The organism is Flavobacterium faecale (assembly GCF_003076455.1).
In the GTDB taxonomy this organism is placed as follows: domain Bacteria; phylum Bacteroidota; class Bacteroidia; order Flavobacteriales; family Flavobacteriaceae; genus Flavobacterium; species Flavobacterium faecale.
Genome location: NZ_CP020918.1, coordinates 2,377,041 through 2,397,172, shown reverse-complemented (window position 1 = coordinate 2,397,172; position 20,132 = coordinate 2,377,041). Strand labels below are relative to the sequence as shown.

Below are 20,132 nucleotides of genomic sequence, written 5' to 3'. Positions count from 1 at the left end.
ATACTACGACTGAATACCGCGACTAAATACTGTGACTGAAAACCGAGACTGTATACCGAGACTGTATACCGAGACTGTATACCGCGACTGTATACCGCGACTGAAAACTGAGACTGAAAACTGAGACTGAAAACTGAGACTGAAAACTGAAAACCGCGACCGAACACTGAGACAAAAAAAACTCACATAATATGAAATATATTCTAATTTTGCTCCTAGCGCTACTTACTACTTTATCGAGTTGTGAGAAGGATGACATTTGCGATGCTGCAACGAGTACTACGCCACGATTGGTCATCGATTTTTATGATTTTAATGATCCTAGCACAGCAAAAGCCGTAATCGACTTGACTATTATTGCAGAAGGTATGACCGATGGAATTACTTATCAAAGCAGTACTTTAATAAACGGAAGCACTGTATCTATCCCTTTGAAAACAACGGCTGATCAAGTAAAATATAGGTTCATCTTGAATTATGGAAGTACGACTACGTCACTAACAAATGAGGATGATATTGAATTTAACTATATCCGTTCAAGTCTTTTTGTTTCTAGAGCTTGTGGTTACAAAACGGTTTATGAACTGAATCAATTGAATCCTTATATATGGACCGATGGTGCCACTGCAGATGAACTATGGATTAGAGAAATCGTTCTAGAAACAAGATCAATCACTAACGAAAATGAAACACACCTTGAAATATTTCATTAAGATTGCCCTTATGCTCACGCTGTTTGTAGGCCACGCACAAGAAACGACTTCAAAAAAGCCGATTCCGCCTGCTAGTCGTGGTGTTTTGCCTGAAAAGGCCGAAAGTGCGACCCCAAAGGCGAGGCCAATTAATGCAATAGATACTTTGACTACGACGCCAAAAATAGATCGCTATGGACTCCGTGTAGGACTGGATTTGTACAAGATAAGCCGTGGATTTTATGATAAAAACTATAAAGGTCTTGAACTTGTAGCTGACTACCGTTACAATAAAAAGTACTTTATAGCTGCAGAAATTGGTACTGAAAACAAAACCACAGATGATGATAGGTTGAATTTTACGACCAAAGGATCGTATTTAAAAGCTGGTTTTGACTACAATGCCTACGAAAACTGGTTGGACATGGAAAACATAATATCAATTGGTTTGCGATATGGTTTCAGTACTTTTAATCAAAATTTAAATTCATATCGAACATACAATACCTCTCAATATTTTGGTGAGAATGAGACGATCATCACAGATCGTTCTTATAATGGTTTGACAGCTAGCTGGGCTGAAGTTGTTGCCGGATTAAAAGCAAAGGTTTTTGACAACGTCTTTGTTGGCTTTAGTCTAAGACTAAATACTTTGATTTCGAACAAAAAACCAGCTGATTTTGACAATTTGTATATTCCTGGTTTTAATCGAACTTACAACGGAAGTTTTGGTGTTGGGTTCAATTATACCGTAACCTACTTCGTACCCTTGTACAAGAAAAAAGTGGTTCCGGTTAAGAAAAAGTAAGTATCCATAATTAATATTGCATTACAATTTTAAACTTAGATTGTTATCAAAAAATGGCTGTCACTTATTTAAAAGTACTTTCATTACCTGCTTTGACTCTTAAAATTCAGTAGATTGATTTACAACTAAAGACTTTATTATCTAACAGTCATAAGTTATTTTTATAAAAAAAACGTTAGCAGAAAAAATTCTACTAACGTTTTTTTTGGCTTTGTACTGAATTGAAAAACAAATGCATTTCCTGTTCCTTCAGTATCATTCTCTTTTATGAATAGCGATTCGATACGCTATTCTTCTACTTTTTTAATCACTTTTCGGGCAACTTCAATTTTGAATTTTTTACCCTTCATTTTTTCATCACGTACAAGACGGAGCAAATCATTTACTTTTCCGAATTTTACGGCGGCGAAGGAGATAAAGTCTTTTACTTCAATTAAACCCAAATCGCCTTTTTCTAATTTTCCTTTTTGAGAAAAGAAACCTACGATATCAATTTTGTTCAGTTTGGTTTTTTTACCACCACTAATGTAAATCGTTTGATACAAAGGTGGCTTCGGAATACTTTTGGCTGCTTCTACATCCAATACTTGCATGGAATAGTCAATGTAATCCATTTTTTTCTCGCTGTCGTTGGCAACAATATAAGCCGTTCCAGAGGCATGCATACGTGCTGTACGCCCGTTACGATGCGTAAACTCATCTTCTTTCGATGGTAAATGATAATGAATAACGTGATTCATCTCTGGAATATCCAATCCACGAGCAGCTAAGTCTGTTGTGATCAAATAACTCATACTTCCATTTCGAAACTGAATCAAAGAACGCTCACGTTCATCTTGATCCATTCCACCATGGTAATACGTAGCATAAATTCCCTTTTCGTTTAGGGTGTCACTAATACGTTCTGCCGCATCACGATGGTTGCAAAATACAATCGCCGATTCTGATTTTAATGAACAAATCAAATTGAATAACGTATTGATTTTGTCACGCTCCTTAGATACTACCAATCGCATTTCAAGATTGCTCTCAGATGCTTCTTCCTCTTCAGGAATAAAATCCAAAACCGTTGGATTTACCACTCTTGTGTATTTTGGAATTTCGATATCTGAAGTTGCAGATACCAAAACGCGCTTATTTAGTTTTGGCAATTTACCAATAATGAAAGACATTTGCTCATGAAACCCTAATTGAAGCGACTTGTCAAACTCATCCAAAATAAGTGTTTGAATTTTGTCCAATCGGAAGGTACCGCGTTCAATATGGTCAGCAATTCTACCTGGAGTTCCTATTAAAACCGCAGGAGGATTACTTAAATTTTTAATTTCAGTATCTATTGAGTGTCCACCGTAGCATACGTTGACTTTATAATCGGTTCCCATTTTCTTCCAAACTTGTTCAATTTGCAGTCCTAATTCTCTCGAAGGAACCAAAATCAAGCATTGTACAGATAAAAACTGAGGTTGTAGCATTTCTAAAATAGGCAACAAGAACGCCAGTGTTTTACCGGAACCTGTTGGTGATAATAACAAAATATTATTGTCATGCAAAATAGCATCTTGAGCCACTTCTTGCATTTCATTCAATTGGGCAATACCCAAATTCTTAAGTATATTTTGAGGAAGGTGTTTTGAATTCATTTCTATAATTTGTGCAAAGGTAGTCAAATTTGTTGGCTAGACGATTTTCGGGCTCAAAAAGGCATTCGAACTAAGGCAGACAAAGCAACTTTTTTTGATGAATAATCGCTGTAATTTGCGCAGTTGAATTCAATGTCAAAAAATTACATACACCAATTTTCAAGTAACCAAATAATTTATTCAGTAACATTCCACCTAGATTAGTGTAAGATAATATGTCTTGGCAGTATTTTTTTATTTCTAAAATTCATCTGATTCGCTCCTAACTATAGCCATTAGGTTGCCGTTGACACTATAATTACCTACATTTAGCTCTATTTGAAAAAAACTTGACATGGCATCATCAAACATCGGACTAGGTACAGCAGCAATCGGCAGACCTCATTACATCAATATCAGAGAATCATCCGAAGATGCTTTTGACCTTCAAGCTTTTAAAAAAAAGGCTTTCAAAGTCCTAGACGCTGCCTACAAAAAAGGTGTTCGATACTATGATACCGCTCCAGGTTATGGCATTGCCGAACAAATTTTGGGCGAATGGTTGCTAACAAAAAACGACCCTTCTGTTGAAGTAGCAACTAAGTGGGGATATGTTTACACCGCCAATTTTGACCTACATGCAGACATACACGAGTTTAAAGACCATAGCGTTGAACAACTGACGAAACAATGGGAGGATTCAAAAATTTTATTTCCAAATCTAACGAGTTTACAAATTCATTCGGCCACCTTTGATTCTGGGGTTTTGGAAAATGAAGCCGTCCATCAAAAAATGTTCGAAATCAAAAAAAGTCAAAATATTAAAATTGGACTTAGCGTTTCAGGAGCGAATCAAGTTGACATTTTGAAGAAAGCTTTAGAAATCAAAATAGAAGACGAACCACTTTTCGAAATTTTTCAAGTCACCTACAATATTTTAGACCAAAGCTTACTTACTATTCTTGATCGAATAAAAAGCAATGGCAATCGCATCATTATTAAAGAAGGACTAGCAAACGGTCGATTGTTGCCCAATGCAGATTATCCGCACTATTATGACCTATATAAGACACTAGCACATTTATCTGAAAAATATGCCGTAGGCAGTGATGCAATTGCCTTGCAGTTTTGCGTTCAATCGGTGGCTCCTTTTATGGTTCTTAGTGGTGCGTCGACGGTCAAGCAACTTAAAGAAAACTTGAAGGTAGGTACTTTTCAACTTTCAGATGAAGATTTGGCCCTACTCTATGCTTTTAAAACCGAACCTGAAGCGTATTGGCAAGAGCGAAAACAACTGCAATGGAACTAGCATTCCCTATTTCTTACTGAACATCATTTATCCTTAAAAACTACGTATCTCATTCGAAATAAAAAATGCGCATAAGTAGAAAAACAATCCCAAAATCCTTAAAAATTCTAATTTAGCATTCGATACAAACACCAAAACAGTGTCTTTTTCGAATAAAACAATCCCGAATACCTAAATAATTAGTGATTTTTCGAACCAAAATTACAAAAAACGCATTTTAGAAAGGCTATGTTCGTTAATCCTCAAATATTAGTACAAATTACAAAACCTTGCTCTTGAATTAAGTATAACTACGTATATTTGCTACGTAATACTTAATATTGATAGTATGATTAAAATAATAGTAGTCGGAAACGGCATGGTGGGTTACAAATTTTGCGAAAAGTTCATTTCAAAATCTGGCCAAGAGAAATATCAAATTACCGTATTTGGCGAAGAACCGAGACGTGCTTACGATCGTGTACACCTAAGCGAATACTTTGCAGGAAAAACAGCTGATGATTTATCAATGTCTACTTCAAATTGGTACGAACAAAACAACATTCTATTAAATACATCAGAATTAATTACAGATATTCATAAGGAGAACAAAACCATTACCACGCATTTAGAAAAAACACATTCTTATGACTACTTGGTTTTGGCTACGGGTTCTGCCGCTTTTGTACCTCCTATTGAAGGAGTAGAAAAAGAGGGCGTTTTTGTTTACAGAACTATCGAAGATCTTGACGCAATTATGGCGTATGCCAAAAAAATAAAAATCAATGGCGCTACTGAGGCTGCTGTACTTGGTGGTGGTTTACTAGGGCTTGAAGCTGCAAAAGCGGTACGTGATTTGGGTCTAAACCCACATGTAGTTGAGTTTGCACCTCGCTTAATGCCAAGACAATTGGACAAAGGCGCTAGTGATATGCTACAATCAAAAATCGAAGCACTTAATATAGGTATCCACCTCAACAAATCGACCCAATATATTGCCGGAGACGATGCTATCACAGGCATGATGTTTCAAGAGGACCAACTTTTGAAGGTAGATATGCTGGTTATCTCGGCTGGAATTAAGCCTAGAGATGAACTAGGACGCAGCGCTGGTCTTGAAGTAGGCGTACGTGGCGGAATTGTAGTGGATAATAAAATGCAAACGTCTGATCCTAGCATTTATGCCATTGGTGAAGTAGCGTTGTACAATCAAATGATCTACGGACTTGTTGCTCCTGGATATGAAATGGCCGATGTGGTAGCCGAACAAATTTTGGGATCTGAAAAGGTCATGAGAGAAAGCATTGACATGTCAACACAGTTAAAATTGATTGGTGTAGAAGTGGCTAGTTTTGGTGATCCTTTTATCGAAAATGAAAATGTAACCGCTATTATTTTCGAAAATAAATTTAACGGAACCTACAAAAGAATCAACGTTACCAAGGATGGAAAAACCTTGCTTGGCGGAATATTGGTAGGAGACTCAAGCGATTACAACAGTTTATTCCAAATTTATAGCAACGCCATGAAACTTCCTGAAAATCCTGAAGATCTAATCTTAGGATCCAGAGGTGGCGAAGCTTCCTCGATGGGTAGCGCAATGGATTTGCCTGATACTGCCGTAATTTGCTCGTGCGAAAATGTAACCAAAGGCGCAATTTGTTGCTCGATTACCGATGGAAGTTGCGAAACACTTGGCGATGTTATCAAAGCAACCAAAGCAACATCTGGTTGTGGTGGCTGTAAACCTATGGTCGTAGACCTTGTCAAAGAAACCCAAAAATCACTTGGAAAAGAGGTGAAAGATGTAGTTTGTGAGCACTTTGCTTACAGCCGTCAAGAATTGTTTGATATCGTAAAAATAAACAAATTCACCAATCATAATGAGGTACTTGGTACTGTTGGAAAAGGTGATGGTTGCGAGGTATGTCGACCGTTATTGTCTTCAATATTCTCTAGTATTTATAATGACACAGCCAACAAGCATGTGACTTCACAAGACACTAATGATCGATTTTTGGCTAATATTCAACGAAACGGAACCTATTCTGTAGTTCCAAGAATGGCCGGTGGTGAGGTTACTGCCGAAAAATTAATCGCGATTGGTGAAGTTGCAAAAGAATACAATTTATATACAAAAATTACAGGAGCACAACGTGTCGATTTGTTTGGTGCAGAACTAAATGATCTCCCAGCGATTTGGAAAAAATTAATAGACAGCGGTTTTGAGAGCGGTCACGCCTACGGAAAATCATTGCGTGCCGTAAAAAGCTGCGTGGGTAATGCTTGGTGTCGCTACGGAATGGATGACAGTACCACATTTGCTATCGAACTTGAAAATCGTTACAGAGGTATTCGATCTCCTCATAAATTAAAAGGTGGTGTTTCAGCTTGTATTCGTGAATGTGCCGAAGCAAGAGGAAAAGATTTTGGTGTGATTGCTGTAGAAGGCGGATGGAATTTATACATCTGTGGTAACGGTGGTGCCAACCCAAAACATGCCGTATTACTGGCCGAGCAAATAGACAAAGAAACCGTTTTCAAATACATGGACCGTTTCCTTATGTACTACATACGTACCGCGGGCCCATTGGTGCGAACTTCAACTTGGTTAGAAAAACTAGAAGGTGGTCTTGATTACTTGAAAAAAGTGGTGATCGATGACAGTTTAGCAATCAATGAAACCTTGGAAGCTGAAATGCAAACTCTTGTAGACACCTTTGAGTGCGAATGGAAACAAGCGATTGAAGATCCTGAAATGATGAAACGTTTCAGTCACTTTACCAACTCTGATGATCGTGATGATTCTATTGAATACATCGCACTTAGAGAGCAAAAAATGCCAAAGGCTTGGTAAGTTTTGATCGAAAAAAAATATAAAAAGCAACCTCAGAATCCTTTAAAACGAGCGTTATCAAAGGATTCAAAACTTAAAAATAGAACAGCATGGAAGAAATACTAGAACAATACCAAACAGTAGCATTAAATGATGTGCAGATATGGTTCAACGCTGGAAAAACAACTGATTTCCCTGCAGATGGCGGTGGATGCGTGAAATATAAAGGAAAACAAATTGCAGTTATCAATTTTGAAAGAAGAAATGAATGGTACGCTTGCCAAAATGTTTGCCCTCACAAAATGGAGATGGTATTGTCAAGAGGTATGATTGGATCGTCTGAGGATACTCCAAAAATTGCTTGTCCCTTGCACAAAAACAACTTCTCATTGGTTGACGGAACCAACCTAAACGGTAACGATTACAAAATCGCAACATATCCCGTTAAAATTGTTGAAGGCGAAGTATTGATTGGCTTTGTTGATTAAATATGTATCTTTGAAGGATCAATAAAACACTTCAAATGACAACGACTCCCTTCCAGCTAGCAAGCCAATGGATTGATGCCGAAAATGCTCAAGATCCAAATATAGACCAACACGAATCCATAAATTTCCCAAAAGAACTGTTGTACTCCAATAGAATGTTTGCGAAACTTATGGATTTTTGTCCTTCTGCTTCAGAGGCGGTACAAATTGCATCCAAAGCGCAACATATTTGTCGTTGGAAAATTGCTCGCGACTCCTACCCTATGGATCGTGTAGGTTATTTGAAATGGAGAGAAGATTTGAAAAAATTTCATGCAAAAACTACCGCTGAAATTCTTGAAAAAGCTGGATATGATTCTGAATTTATTGCTCGAGTAACTTTTTTGATCGAAAAGAAATTACTAAAAAAAGATGCCGAAACCCAATTGCTAGAAGATGTAATCTGCTTGGTTTTTATGGAATTTTATTTAGAGCCTTTTGTAGCGAAACACGAGACCGAAAAACTCAAAAATATCATCCTAAAAACTTGGAATAAAATGTCGGACGCAGGTCATGAAGCGGCATTAAAAATCAATTATTCAGCAGATAATCTAGCATTGATCAAGGAGGCACTCGGAATCTAAGCCTATGAAGAAAAGTATATCAGAAACTGCTAAAAACTTTAATTTCAAAAAATTAAAGCAACGCTATATTTTTGCGCTAGTCACCATTGCGATTACGGTATTATTGAGTCAGTTAGTGGTTCAGTATAACATTAATACGCAATTGGATGATTCGCGATTAATCAATATCTCTGGAAGACAGAGAATGTTAAGTCAGAAGTTAGTGAAGGAGATTTTGATTCTAAATACTTTTACCAATCCGGTTAAAACTGCCGAGCAAATCCAGACCATCGATAGCACGATAAGCTTGTGGACAACAACCCAAAATGCCTTACAATTCGGTGACAAAAAACTGAATTTCCCCAAAGAGCATAGTCCAAAATTAACGGAGCTGTACCAAAATATAAGCCCGAACCTGCAACAAATTATTCAGACATCTGAGCAAATTGTTCAGAATCGAAAATCAGGCGGTAGTCCGGTTTTAAACCAACCTTTGATTAAGCGAGTGCTTTACAATCAAGAGTTGTTCTTAAAAAAAATGAATCAAATTGTAGGGCAATATGAAACAGAAGCTTTTCAGAAAGTGACCTTACAACGAAATATTGAATACGCAATTCTTGCTTTCACTTTACTTGTTTTGCTGCTAGAGTTGCAATTTATTTTTAAACCAACCAACAAAAATATTGAAGAGTTAATCACAAAGCTCTTAACCTCTGAGAAAAAAGCCTTAAAACTGGCTTACAATACAGAGATTTTGAGCGAATCAAAGGAGAACTCGGTAAAGGAGTTGAAGTCGCTTAACTATGCGATGGAAAACACGCTCTTGTATTGTCGCGTTGCCAATGATGGCACGATCATACATATAGGAGAAAAATTTGCCAAACTGATTAATTACACTGCTTTTCATGCTGATAAAAAATTTCCAGAAGTACTTACCTCTGTTGAAAAGGAACAACATTTTTTGAGCCGAATTATTACCGAAAAGCAAAAAAGTGGTTGGCAAGGCGAAATTCATTTAACCAACAAAGACAACGAATCAACCTGGCTGGATTTGTCTATGATTCCGGTTACGATCCGAAAGCAAGAATCTGAGTTACTTGTTATTTGCTTTGATATTACGGTTCGAAAAAATGCCGAGCAAGAAGTAGAGCGTCTAAATGCCGAAAATATCGCAGAAAAAATAAATCAGCAAAAAATCATTTCGAGCAAAATCATCGAAAATCAAGAGAACGAACAGAACCGAATCGCACGTGAGATTCATGACGGAATTGGGCAAATGCTTACTGGTTTGAAGTTTAGTCTCGAAAGTATCAATCTTGATGACAAAGAAAAGTCGGCACAGAAGATTGAATACTTAAAAAAATTATCGCTCGATATTATTAAAGGTGTTCGAACAGCTACTTTTAATCTAATGCCACCAGAATTGAGTGACCACGGTATCGTTTCGTCTATTACAAAACTGACCGTTGAACTATCAAAACTAACCGGGAAAAACATTCTTTTTTACAATAAGTCCGATTTTAATCAACGTTTGGATTCTTTGATCGAAATTAACTTGTACCGCTTAACCCAAGAAGCAATTAACAATGCAATAAAATACGCTGATTCTTCTCATATTATAGTGCAACTTTCGCACAGCAACAGCTTACTGAGCATTACGATTGACGACAACGGAAAAGGATTTGATCTGGCAACCGTTGACCAAAAGAAAACAAGTGAATCTGGTATGGGTTTACTTTTTATGAAAGAAAGAATTCAATACATCAACGGACGCGTGTTCTTTAACTCGATTTTGGGCGAAGGGACCCGAATTACATTTAATATTCCTATTTAACTTTGTTTAGCACGAAGACGCTACCTTTTATAAACCAGAACTATTTTGCAAAAAAATATAAAATAACCTGAGTACAGCTTAAAAATCTTTGAATCCTTTTTTTTCTTCTCGAAAGGGACAATTATCTTTTGGTTACTGATTTCATTTTGAAAAAGATTCCTAATTATTTTCAGTTTTCATCGCTTGATATAAATAAGATTTGCGCTTTTATGGCGTTTTACTTTTTGTTCAAACTAAGGAATAAATACGTATATTGCAGGCCGTTTTAGTGGTAAGTACGTAACCCTATTTTATTCTAAATTAAGTACATTATGAGTGATATTATTCGAGTAGTTTTGGCAGATGACCACGTTTTTGTACGCGATGGAGTAAAATCGCTATTGGAATCAGAAGCGAATATTTTGGTCGTTGGCGAAGCGACTGATGGCCTCGAAGCCCTTACTTTTGTTGAAGAAAGTAAACCTGATTTATTGATTATTGATATCAGAATGCCCAACATGACCGGAATTGAAGCCGTAGATGAATTGCGTAAAAAGGGTAATATGGTCAAAACAATCGTACTTTCTATGCACGATTCTGAAGAGTACGTACTTAAGGCCATCAATGCTGGTGCAGACGGATACTTACTTAAAGGGTCTAGTAAAGAAGAATTCTTAAAGGCACTATATACCGTAAGCAATGGTGGCAAATATTTCACCGGAGATATTTCTTCTATTTTGATCAATCAACTATCGAATGGTGGTCCTATTGAACAAAAAACAGCATTGGCGGAGGATTTAACGATTACCAAAAGAGAAAAAGAAATCCTCAAACTTTTGCTCTCTGGCAAAGGAAACAAAGAAATTGCCGAAACCTTAGAAATCAGTAAACGTACTGCCGAAGTGCACCGTTTTAACTTAATGAAAAAATTAAAAGTCAAAAACTTAATGGAGCTTTCAAACAAAGCTACTGAGTATTCATTACTATAAAGTTTAGTCCTCTTATTATACAATCCGTTCCTTCATTTTTTTGATCGAACGGATTTTTTGTTTTTATAAAACTACAATCGGTGAAGGTCTTAGCCACGAATTATTAATATATACATCCTAGATTTATTGGAGGTCTTGGCCACGAATTACACGAATGTCACGAATTAAAAATTTCTAAAAAAAATCATTCTACCTCATCCATCCAAAAAAACATCGGGATAAATCCCGACGCAATTCAAAAAATCTACTTTGAATATATACTTCAATCGCATCTTTTTTTTTGCATGAGCGATAATTCCGAACTGTTGGGCGGAATGCTTTTTTGGAGGTTTTTGTACCTAAATAAAGCCCAATCCACTCCCGACTCCTCGGAATTCAGCATGACATGCACAAGTTGACCATCTTATTACTTTGCATAAACCTCAAAAATGACTAAAAAATAAACGGAAATCTCAAAACCAATAAAAACTACGTACTATTACGTAAAAATACGTACTTATTTTGAAAAAACTGCGTTTTAGCAGGTTTTGACTAGTGCTTACTACTTATCTTTGATGAAAAATTTAAGTATATATGGAAAATTCATCTTCATTATCAAAATCGCATCGCATGTTATTTCTTAACACGCTGGCTTTTACCATTTGTTTTGCATGTTGGACATTAAATGGTGTACTGGTTACCTTTTTGGTAGACAAAGGAATCTTTAATTGGAGCGTTGTCCAAGTGGGATGGCTATTAGGTATTCCGATTTTAACGGGTTCGATTATGCGTTTGCCTATCGGAATCTTGACTGATAAATATGGAGGAAAATATGTTTTTGCCACTTTATTACTAGTTTGCTCTGTGCCTTTGTTTCTTCTACCCTTGGCTGATAGCTTTTTTATGTTTGCCATACTGAGCTTTTTGTTTGGTTTAGTCGGGACTAGTTTTGCGGTCGGAATTGGTTATACTTCTATTTTTTACCCAAAAGAATGGCAAGGTAGAGCATTAGGAATCTTCGGAATGGGTAATGCTGGTGCCGCCATAACTACTTTTGTAGCGCCTTCGCTTTTAAATCACTTTTCAATATCCGATGCTCAAAATGGATGGAAAATGCTACCAATTGTTTATGGTGCAGCATTATTACTCATCGGACTGTTATTTTTATTCTTCGCCGAAAACAGAAAATTAGAAAAATCAAACCGCACGATTCCGCAAATGTTAACTACATTAAAAAGTGCTCGAGTATGGCGATTTGGAGCTTATTACTTTTTAGTTTTTGGTTGTTTTGTTGCGTATTCACAATGGTTATTACCCAATTTCATGAACGTATATTCCACCAGCTTGGTGATGGGCGGAATGTTTGCTACTATGTTTAGCTTACCTTCGGGTGTGATTCGCGCTTTTGGTGGCTGGTTATCAGATAAATTTGGAGCTCGAAAAGTAATGTATTGGGTATTGAGTTCGTCGGTAATTTTGAGTGCCTTGCTTATGATTCCAAAAATGGAAATCACCACTGCCGGTCCTGGTGTAATGGCAGGAAAAAAAGGCGTCATTACCGCTATAAGCCCAGACAATGTGCGCATAGGCGACAAAGATTTTCCTATTGATTCAAAACCAGAAAAGATAGAAGAAGGAAGTATTTTTCCAACGAAATCGTCTTGGCAAAAAATAATTGTAGAACAAAATCAAGAAGTAAATAAAAAGGAAGTTATTGCCAAAGGTGTTACACGCATCAGCTTTGACGCCAACATGTGGGTATACCTCATCTTGGTAATTCTGATCGGGGTTTCATGGGGAATAGGGAAAGCAGCAGTATACAAGCACATTCCAGATTATTTTCCGAATGAAATTGGCGTTGTCGGTGGAATGGTCGGATTACTTGGTGGATTGGGTGGCTTCTTTTGTCCCATTATCTTCAGCTACTTATTAACCACAACCGGTATTTGGTCAAGTTCATGGATATTTGTTCTTATCTTCTCTGTGATTTGCTTGATTTGGATGCATGTAACAATTACCAACATGATGAATGAAAAACAGCCAGGAATGGCCAACCAAATTGATAGAAAAAATTAATGCTTATCCAAGTTTGAATTGTTTTTTAAACTTTCGATAATAGCACAGTCATAATTAAAGATTTTGCCACTGATCAAGATGATTCAAAAGGATTAATTCTATCGAAATCATTTTTATCAGTGGCATTTCTTTTTCGATAATAATGCAGTATCCTGTTGCCATTGACTGCCTAATGATTACATAAACGAACCTTTTTCTGCCTGCTGAACCCTAGTTGCCAATTTTCGAATAAAGGAGCAAAATTATCAATGTTATATTATTTGGTTGGCAAAATTGACAAATAGACAAAATTAGAAACGATAATTACATCATACTCAAAACCGCTTCCAAAAAAGAATCTATCTTCTTGATCTTAAGTACAAATACTTAATTTTATTTAAATTTGTTACACCCAAAGCCAAAACAAGCCTACTATTCCTTTTACAGACGCACACAAATGTGCTTAAAATAAGTTACCATGAAAAGATTAAATATTGACTGTGCCACTTGCGATAATACGAGCTGTTTTATTAAAAAACACCTTCATCTAGAAAAGATGCAAGATTTTGCCTTGCAAAAAAATTCGTTTGCTTGCAAAAAAGGACAGCAATTTATGATCGAAGGGGCGCCAATTCAAGGGCTTTATTTTTTGTATAAAGGAAAAGTCAAAATTCTAAAAACCGGGATTTATGGCAAGGAACAAATCGTTCGTTTGGCTGTAGAAGGTGACACGGTGGGTTTTAGAGGGTTTGGTACTCGAAATAGGTATTTAATTGGCGCCGCAGCACTCGAAGATAGTTTGTTATGCAACTTTAGTAACGATGTTATGGAACAAATTTTAAAAACAATACCTGAGTTTACTTATGATATGATGCTTTTTTATGCTGAGGAACTGAATAAAAGCGAAAACAAAGTTAAAAAAATTGCTCAAATGAATGTGAGAGAGCGCGTTATAGACACCTTGCTTCACTTATTCAAAAAATTTGGACATACCAACAACCTTATTAATGTGAGTCTTTCTCGAAAAGAAATTGCCGATTTTGCTGGAACGACAGACGAACAGGTGACCCGTATTTTTTCGAGTCTAAAAAAAGAAGCCCTCATCAATACCGTTGGAAAAAAAATAAGCCTTATTCAAATTAATAAATTGCAAGGTGAATTGATAGAACACAGGCAGTTCTAAATAATATACTTCTCCCCTAGTACGAAAGTCCATTTTTATAATGGGCTTTTTTTTTGTTACAAACTCCATTGACTGTATACGTACGTACATAGAATACAGTTACACACTACTACGTATAAAACTAAATATTATAACCAACTACAAACATGATACTTATGCTTAAAAACTGCCAAAAAACAGCTATTTAACTGTGTTACATTCGATTAAAACCTTTTAAAAAACTTCTTATTTAATGCTTTTTACATTTAACTTACGTATAAATACGTACGTATATTTGTCATGTAAACAAACAGCAATCAATTTATCAATTTAAAACAACAACTATGAAGTTACTAAAAACAATATCTTTTTCCGTTTTGGGATTTATTAGTGCTAGTACCTATGCACAAGAATTTAATGCCGATCTTCAAATACGTCCTCGTTATGAATACACCAATGGTTTTGGTACCCTGTTAACTCCAACTACAAGCCATACATCATTTATTGGGCAACGTTCAAGAGTAAATTTAAATTATGGTGATGCCAAATTAAAGGTAAAAGTAGCTTTTCAAAACATTCGTACATGGGGAAATGTAAACACATTAGGAAATTCGGCTTCTACTCAAAATGGACTAGCATTATTTGAAGGGTATGCACAGTATAGTTTTACCGATTCATGGAGTGTGAAAGCAGGACGTCAATCTATTGCTTATGATAATCAAAGGATATTAGGCGGATTGGACTGGGCTAATCAAGGTCGTAGTTTTGATGCTGCTGTTATCAAATACAAAGGAAAAACAAGCGCATTGGACTTAGGATTTGCTTTAAACTCAGATTCTGAAGCTAAGGTAGCACCAACTACACCATTTGCTACAGACTTCAAAGACATGCAGTATGCGTGGTACCATACCAACATCAAGAAATTGGGTGTAAGCTTCTTGGCCTTAAACTTAGGAAGAGAATATCAAAAAACAATTGCTGAAATAGAAACCAACTATTCACAAACCTTTGGTACGTATGCAAACTATGCCGGAAAGAAAACAACATTTGACTTTAGTTTTTACGGACAAACTGGTAAAATAGGAAAAAATGAAGTCTCTGCTTTTGAGACTGCAGCCAATTTAGGCTACGCATTCGCACCAAAATTCAAAGCGACAATAGGCTACGAATATTTATCTGGTAAAGACCAAGCCTCTACGTCTACAGTAGTCAAGTCATTCAACCCGGTATTTGGTACCAACCATGCCTTCAATGGTTTCATGGACTACTTTTATGTTGGGAACCACGGTGGATCTGTAGGATTACAAGACCTAAGCCTTAAACTAGATTTCCCGATCAAGAAGGTAAACCTTTCTGTCGCGCCACATATTTTCAGCTCAGCAAATGAATTATCCTCAACATCTGATAAGTATTTGGGAACCGAAATCGACTTAACAGCTGTTTACAAAGTGTACAAAGACATCACATTGGTAGCAGGATATTCTCAAATGTTTGCTTCTAGTTCTATGGTAGCACTTAAAGGCGGAACAGGGCTTAAAGACACGACTAACAACTGGGCTTATGTGATGGTGAACATCAACCCGCAAATATTTTCGAGCAAAAAATAATACAACGAACAAAAACAAATAAGATGAAAAAATTAGTATTCAAAATTTCGTTACTAGCCATCACTGCTCTTAGTGTAATGAGCTGTAAAAAAGAAGGAAAAAAAGAAGATGCAGCTACCGGAACAGCTACTGCAACCACTACAGAGAAATTAAAATTGGAGAAACCACAAGTAACTTTGGGTTTTATCAAACTAACCGATATGGCGCCATTAGCCATTGCAAAAGAAAAGGGATTCTTTGAAGACGAAGGATTGTTTGTTACCCTAGAAGCACAATCTAACTGGAAAAATGTTTTGGACCGTGTGATTGACGAACAAATTGACGGTTCTCACATGTTGGCAGGACAACCAATTGCTGCTGCTGTTGGTTTTGGAAGACAAGCCAAATTGGTAACTACTTTCTCTATGGATTTGAACGGAAATGCAATTACTGTTTCAAACGATGTTTGGTCAAAAATGAAACCTTCGTTACCGTTGAAAGATGGAAAACCAGTACACCCAATATCGGCTAGTGCTTTGGTACCAGTGATTAAGGAGTACAAAAACGCCAACAAACCATTCAAAATGGGTATGGTATTCCCCGTTTCTACTCACAACTACCAATTGCGTTATTGGTTAGCGGCAGGCGGAATCAACCCTGGAATGTACACCAAAGATAATGTTCAAGGAATGATTAATGCCGAGGCACTTTTGTCTGTAACACCACCACCACAAATGCCAGCAACACTTGAAGCAGGTACAATCAACGGATATTGCGTGGGAGAACCTTGGAACCAGCAAGCGGTAAGTAAAGGAATTGGAGTGCCTGTAATCACCTCACGTGATATTTGGAAAAACCACCCAGAGAAAGTTTTTGTAATGACAAAAGCATTTGTAGAGAAAAATCCAAATACAGCTATAGCAATTACCAAAGCTTTAATTAGAGCAGGAAAATGGTTGGATGATCCTAAAAATAGAGATGAAGCTGTCAAAATTTTATCTAGTCCTGCTTATGTAGGTGCAGACGAGGCGGTTTTGAAAAACTCAATGACTGGAACTTTCGAATATGAAAAAGGAGACAAACGCGATGCTGCAGATTTTAACGTCTTCTTCAAATACAATGCAACCTATCCTTTTTACTCTGATGGAGTTTGGTACATGACACAAATGAGACGTTGGGGACAAATCACAGAAGCACAACCTGCTGACTGGTATGCTTCAAAAATCAAAGAGGTGTACATGCCAGAAATCTGGAAAAAAGCAGCCGAAATGTTGGTTAAAGAAGGAAACCTATCTCAAGAAGATATTCCTACTACAGACGGATACAAAGAGCCTACATCTGACTTTATTGACGGAATTCAGTACGACGGTAAAAAACCATTGGAATACATTAAAAGTATGAAAATCGGGAACAAAAACTAAGTTATGAATCATGAGGATCTGTAGGTAAGCTTATGTGTTCCCTACTCCTTGAAATACTTAGAATAAAAAAAAGCATTTAAAATTGAGGGTGCTGTACTAGTGCCCTCATTTTTTTTAGAAAACAAAACAAGACCTATTTTTTACTACAAAAAAGAGACTACTATTTCAAGAACTACTAGCTCCTTTTTTAGACCAATATTATAAAATAAAGAAATATGAAAACTAAATTAATAAAGACCGTAAAATTCATGGGACTGGGGTATTTGGAACCACTCATCCGATTAAGTACTGGCGAAGAAGTGAAAAAAAATTCAAAAGAAGCTTTCAAGAGAATTCTTTTCCCACTTTTATCTGTTGTTGTATTTATCCTTTTATGGCAGTCATTTTCAAATTATTTGAATAATGTTGAATCTACAATAAAAATAGAAAAAGCACTGAAAGACCAAGGTCCCGAAGCGGCAAAAAAACTAGAAGACTGCATAGCATCAGGTGATTTGAGTTGTAGACCCAACTCTTTGCCCTCACCTGCAATGGTGGCGACTGCCCTTGGAAAATTGTGGGAAGATCATAAAATAATGGATGCAAAAAAACAAGATTTTGTAGATAAATATGAAACCATCAACAAAGAGCGTGCAGCCAATGGCGAAATCGAAATTGTGTACACCGGCCGTCCTTCCTTTGTGGACCAAATCAAAACCAGCTTAAAAACTGTATTTGCAGGATTTTTGCTTTCGATCATAATCGCTGTTCCGCTGGGGATTGTTTTGGGTCTTAGTACCACTTTGCGTACCTCTTTTAACTGGATCATTCAAATTTTGAAACCCGTTTCGCCTGTAGTTTGGCTTTTATTGGTCTCGATGATTGTAAAAACCATGTTGACCAATGTTGATGTCGAAAAATCATTTGTTATTTCATTTATCAGTGTCGGACTTTGTTCTATGTGGGCGACTTTGGTTAATACTAGCGTTGGGGTTTCGTCTGTAGACAAAGATTTTATGAATGTAGCGAAGGTTTTGCAACTAGGGACGTTTCAAAAAATATTCAAGATTATTCTTCCGTCCTCTTTTCCAATGATTTTTACAGGTTTGCGTATTACGTTATCTGTGGCTTGGATGGTATTGATTGCCATCGAACTTTTGGCTCAGAGTCCAGGTTTAGGATCTTTTGTTTGGGAAGAATTCCAAAATGGTTCTAGTGATTCGAATTCGAAAATTATAGTTGCCATGTTTGTAATTGGTATCATCGGGTTCATGCTGGATCGTATCATGATGATTTTTCAAAAATTATTAACGTTTACGGATTAAAAGAGTTGCTAAGATTCTAAGCTGCTAAGTTACTTAGAAACTTAGCGACTCAGAAACTTAGAAACTTTTATACAGCAACTAAAAAACAAAAAAAATGGCTTATTTAGAACTTATAAATGTTTGCAAATCCTACGGTGAAGGCAAAAACAAAACCGAAGTTTTATCGAATATCAATTTAAAAATAGAAGAAGGCGAATTTGTAGCCATTGTTGGTTTTACTGGAAGCGGCAAAACAACCTTGGTTAATTTGTTGGCTGGATTGATCGAACCTGATTCGGGAGAAATTCTTTTTAAAGGACAACCGATCTCAGGGACGAGTCACGAGCGAGGAATTATTTTCCAAAATTATTCTTTGCTGCCTTGGCTTAGTGTTTATGACAATATTGCAATGGCGGTAAAAGCGGTTTTCAAAGATTGGACCGCGCAGGAGGTGGATGCACAGGTTTTGTCTTTTATCGAAAAAGTTAATCTTGCTCACGCCACACACAAAAAACCGAGAGAACTCTCAGGTGGTATGCGCCAGCGTGTAGCAGTTGCGAGAGCCTTGGCCATGAAGCCAGAATTGATTTTGATGGACGAACCGCTTGGTGCACTCGATGCTCTGACAAGAGGAAACCTTCAAGAGGAGATTCTATCTATCTGGAGCGAAGACAAACGTACTGCCCTATTGATCACCAATGATGTAGACGAAGGTGTTTTTATGGCCGACAGAGTGATTCCGTTACGACCAGGACCAAGAGCAACTTTGGGACCCGAATTTGATATCTCGATTGACCGCCCAAGAAACAAAATTGCACTGAACCACAACGATAATTTCAAATTATTACGAAACGGAATCATTGAATATTTGATGGAAATTGGTCAAGAAAGAACCGCCGGACTCGAAGTAACAGAATATGAGCTTCCCGATTTGGTCCCGATGAAATTTGATTAACGGCTTTAACGCAAACTAAATTTTTTTAAAGCTATGTGTTTAAAAAACAAAGCCTTAAAAAGGTTAAAAACACATAGAAACATAGAAAAAAGAGTTCATAGTTCAACAAGTTGAATTCACATAGCGCTATGTTACCTATGAGAGTAAAACGCCTTCAACACAAACTAAAATCTATGAATCTATGTGTTTAAAATAACAAACACGAAGATTATTAGAAATTGAAAATTAAAGAACTAAACGCTATGTTACCTATGAGAGTAAAACGCCTTTAACACATAGAAACATAGAAAAAAAGAGCCCATAGTTCAACAAGTTGAATTCACATAGCGATATGTTACCTATGAGAGTAAAACGCCTTCAACGCAAAATAAAATCTATGAATCTATGTGTTGAAAAAACAAACACAAAGTTTAAAAAAGGTTTTAACACATAGAAACATAGAAAAAAGAGTTCATAGTTCAACAAGTTGAATTCACATAGCGCTATGTTACCTATGAGAGTAAAACGCCTTCAACGCAAAGTAAAATCTATGAATCTATGTGTTTAAAAGACAAAC

The 20,132-nt window shown here is 36.6% G+C and carries 15 protein-coding genes; 14 read left to right on the top strand and 1 reads right to left on the bottom strand.

The window, feature by feature from the left end:
* The first annotated feature begins 191 nt into the window (after nt 1-191).
* Together FFWV33_RS10345 and FFWV33_RS10340 are read left to right on the top strand one after the other, a co-directional pair.
* Nucleotides 192-713 (top strand): DUF6452 family protein, encoded by a 522-nt coding sequence (locus tag FFWV33_RS10345; RefSeq protein WP_108740831.1) that lies wholly within the window; start codon nt 192-194, stop codon nt 711-713.
* Nucleotides 685-1,500: a DUF6048 family protein gene (locus tag FFWV33_RS10340; RefSeq protein ID WP_108740830.1), complete on the top strand. Its 816-nt coding sequence runs from the start codon at nt 685-687 to the stop codon at nt 1,498-1,500. The genes FFWV33_RS10345 and FFWV33_RS10340 overlap by 29 nt, the downstream gene beginning before the upstream one ends.
* 287 nt (nt 1,501-1,787) lie before the next feature.
* Here FFWV33_RS10340 and FFWV33_RS10335 read toward each other — a convergent pair whose 3' ends face one another.
* Complete coding sequence (locus tag FFWV33_RS10335; protein WP_108740829.1) at nt 1,788-3,140, bottom strand: DEAD/DEAH box helicase; 1,353 nt, start codon at nt 3,138-3,140, stop codon at nt 1,788-1,790.
* A gap of 334 nt (nt 3,141-3,474) precedes the next feature.
* On the opposite strand from FFWV33_RS10335, the gene FFWV33_RS10330 reads away from it, so the two are divergent.
* The 12 genes from FFWV33_RS10330 to FFWV33_RS10275 all read left to right on the top strand — a co-directional run bounded on the left by FFWV33_RS10330 (nt 3,475) and on the right by FFWV33_RS10275 (nt 19,576).
* Nucleotides 3,475-4,428, top strand: a complete 954-nt coding sequence (locus FFWV33_RS10330) for an aldo/keto reductase (RefSeq protein WP_108740828.1) — start codon at nt 3,475-3,477, stop codon at nt 4,426-4,428.
* Nucleotides 4,429-4,756: 328 nt separating this feature from the next.
* Nucleotides 4,757-7,264, top strand: a complete 2,508-nt coding sequence (gene nirB, locus FFWV33_RS10325; protein ID WP_108740827.1) for a nitrite reductase large subunit NirB — start codon at nt 4,757-4,759, stop codon at nt 7,262-7,264.
* A gap of 89 nt (nt 7,265-7,353) precedes the next feature.
* Nucleotides 7,354-7,731 carry a nitrite reductase small subunit NirD gene (gene nirD, locus FFWV33_RS10320; RefSeq protein WP_108740826.1) on the top strand — a complete coding sequence of 126 codons (378 nt, stop codon included), beginning with the start codon at nt 7,354-7,356 and terminating at the stop codon, nt 7,729-7,731.
* Nucleotides 7,732-7,766: 35 nt separating this feature from the next.
* A complete protein-coding gene (locus FFWV33_RS10315; protein ID WP_108740825.1) occupies nt 7,767-8,354 on the top strand; it encodes a DUF4202 domain-containing protein in 588 nt (195 codons plus the stop codon).
* Between the two features lie 4 nt (nt 8,355-8,358).
* Nucleotides 8,359-10,167 carry a sensor histidine kinase gene (locus FFWV33_RS10310; protein WP_108740824.1) on the top strand — a complete coding sequence of 603 codons (1,809 nt, stop codon included), beginning with the start codon at nt 8,359-8,361 and terminating at the stop codon, nt 10,165-10,167.
* A 311-nt stretch (nt 10,168-10,478) separates the two neighbouring features.
* A complete protein-coding gene (locus tag FFWV33_RS10305) occupies nt 10,479-11,135 on the top strand; it encodes a response regulator (RefSeq protein ID WP_108740823.1) in 657 nt (218 codons plus the stop codon).
* A 573-nt stretch (nt 11,136-11,708) separates the two neighbouring features.
* Nucleotides 11,709-13,190 carry an MFS transporter gene (locus tag FFWV33_RS10300; protein WP_108740822.1) on the top strand — a complete coding sequence of 494 codons (1,482 nt, stop codon included), beginning with the start codon at nt 11,709-11,711 and terminating at the stop codon, nt 13,188-13,190.
* Nucleotides 13,191-13,647: 457 nt separating this feature from the next.
* Nucleotides 13,648-14,352 carry a Crp/Fnr family transcriptional regulator gene (locus FFWV33_RS10295; protein WP_245891481.1) on the top strand — a complete coding sequence of 235 codons (705 nt, stop codon included), beginning with the start codon at nt 13,648-13,650 and terminating at the stop codon, nt 14,350-14,352.
* 323 nt (nt 14,353-14,675) lie between these two features.
* Nucleotides 14,676-15,938, top strand: coding sequence for an alginate export family protein (locus FFWV33_RS10290; RefSeq protein ID WP_108740821.1), 1,263 nt, complete (start codon nt 14,676-14,678; stop codon nt 15,936-15,938).
* A 23-nt stretch (nt 15,939-15,961) separates the two neighbouring features.
* Nucleotides 15,962-17,338 carry a CmpA/NrtA family ABC transporter substrate-binding protein gene (locus FFWV33_RS10285; protein WP_108740820.1) on the top strand — a complete coding sequence of 459 codons (1,377 nt, stop codon included), beginning with the start codon at nt 15,962-15,964 and terminating at the stop codon, nt 17,336-17,338.
* Between the two features lie 215 nt (nt 17,339-17,553).
* Complete coding sequence (locus FFWV33_RS10280) at nt 17,554-18,642, top strand: ABC transporter permease (RefSeq protein ID WP_108740819.1); 1,089 nt, start codon at nt 17,554-17,556, stop codon at nt 18,640-18,642.
* A 94-nt stretch (nt 18,643-18,736) separates the two neighbouring features.
* A complete protein-coding gene (locus FFWV33_RS10275) occupies nt 18,737-19,576 on the top strand; it encodes an ABC transporter ATP-binding protein (protein WP_108740818.1) in 840 nt (279 codons plus the stop codon).
* The last annotated feature ends 556 nt before the right edge of the window (nt 19,577-20,132 follow it).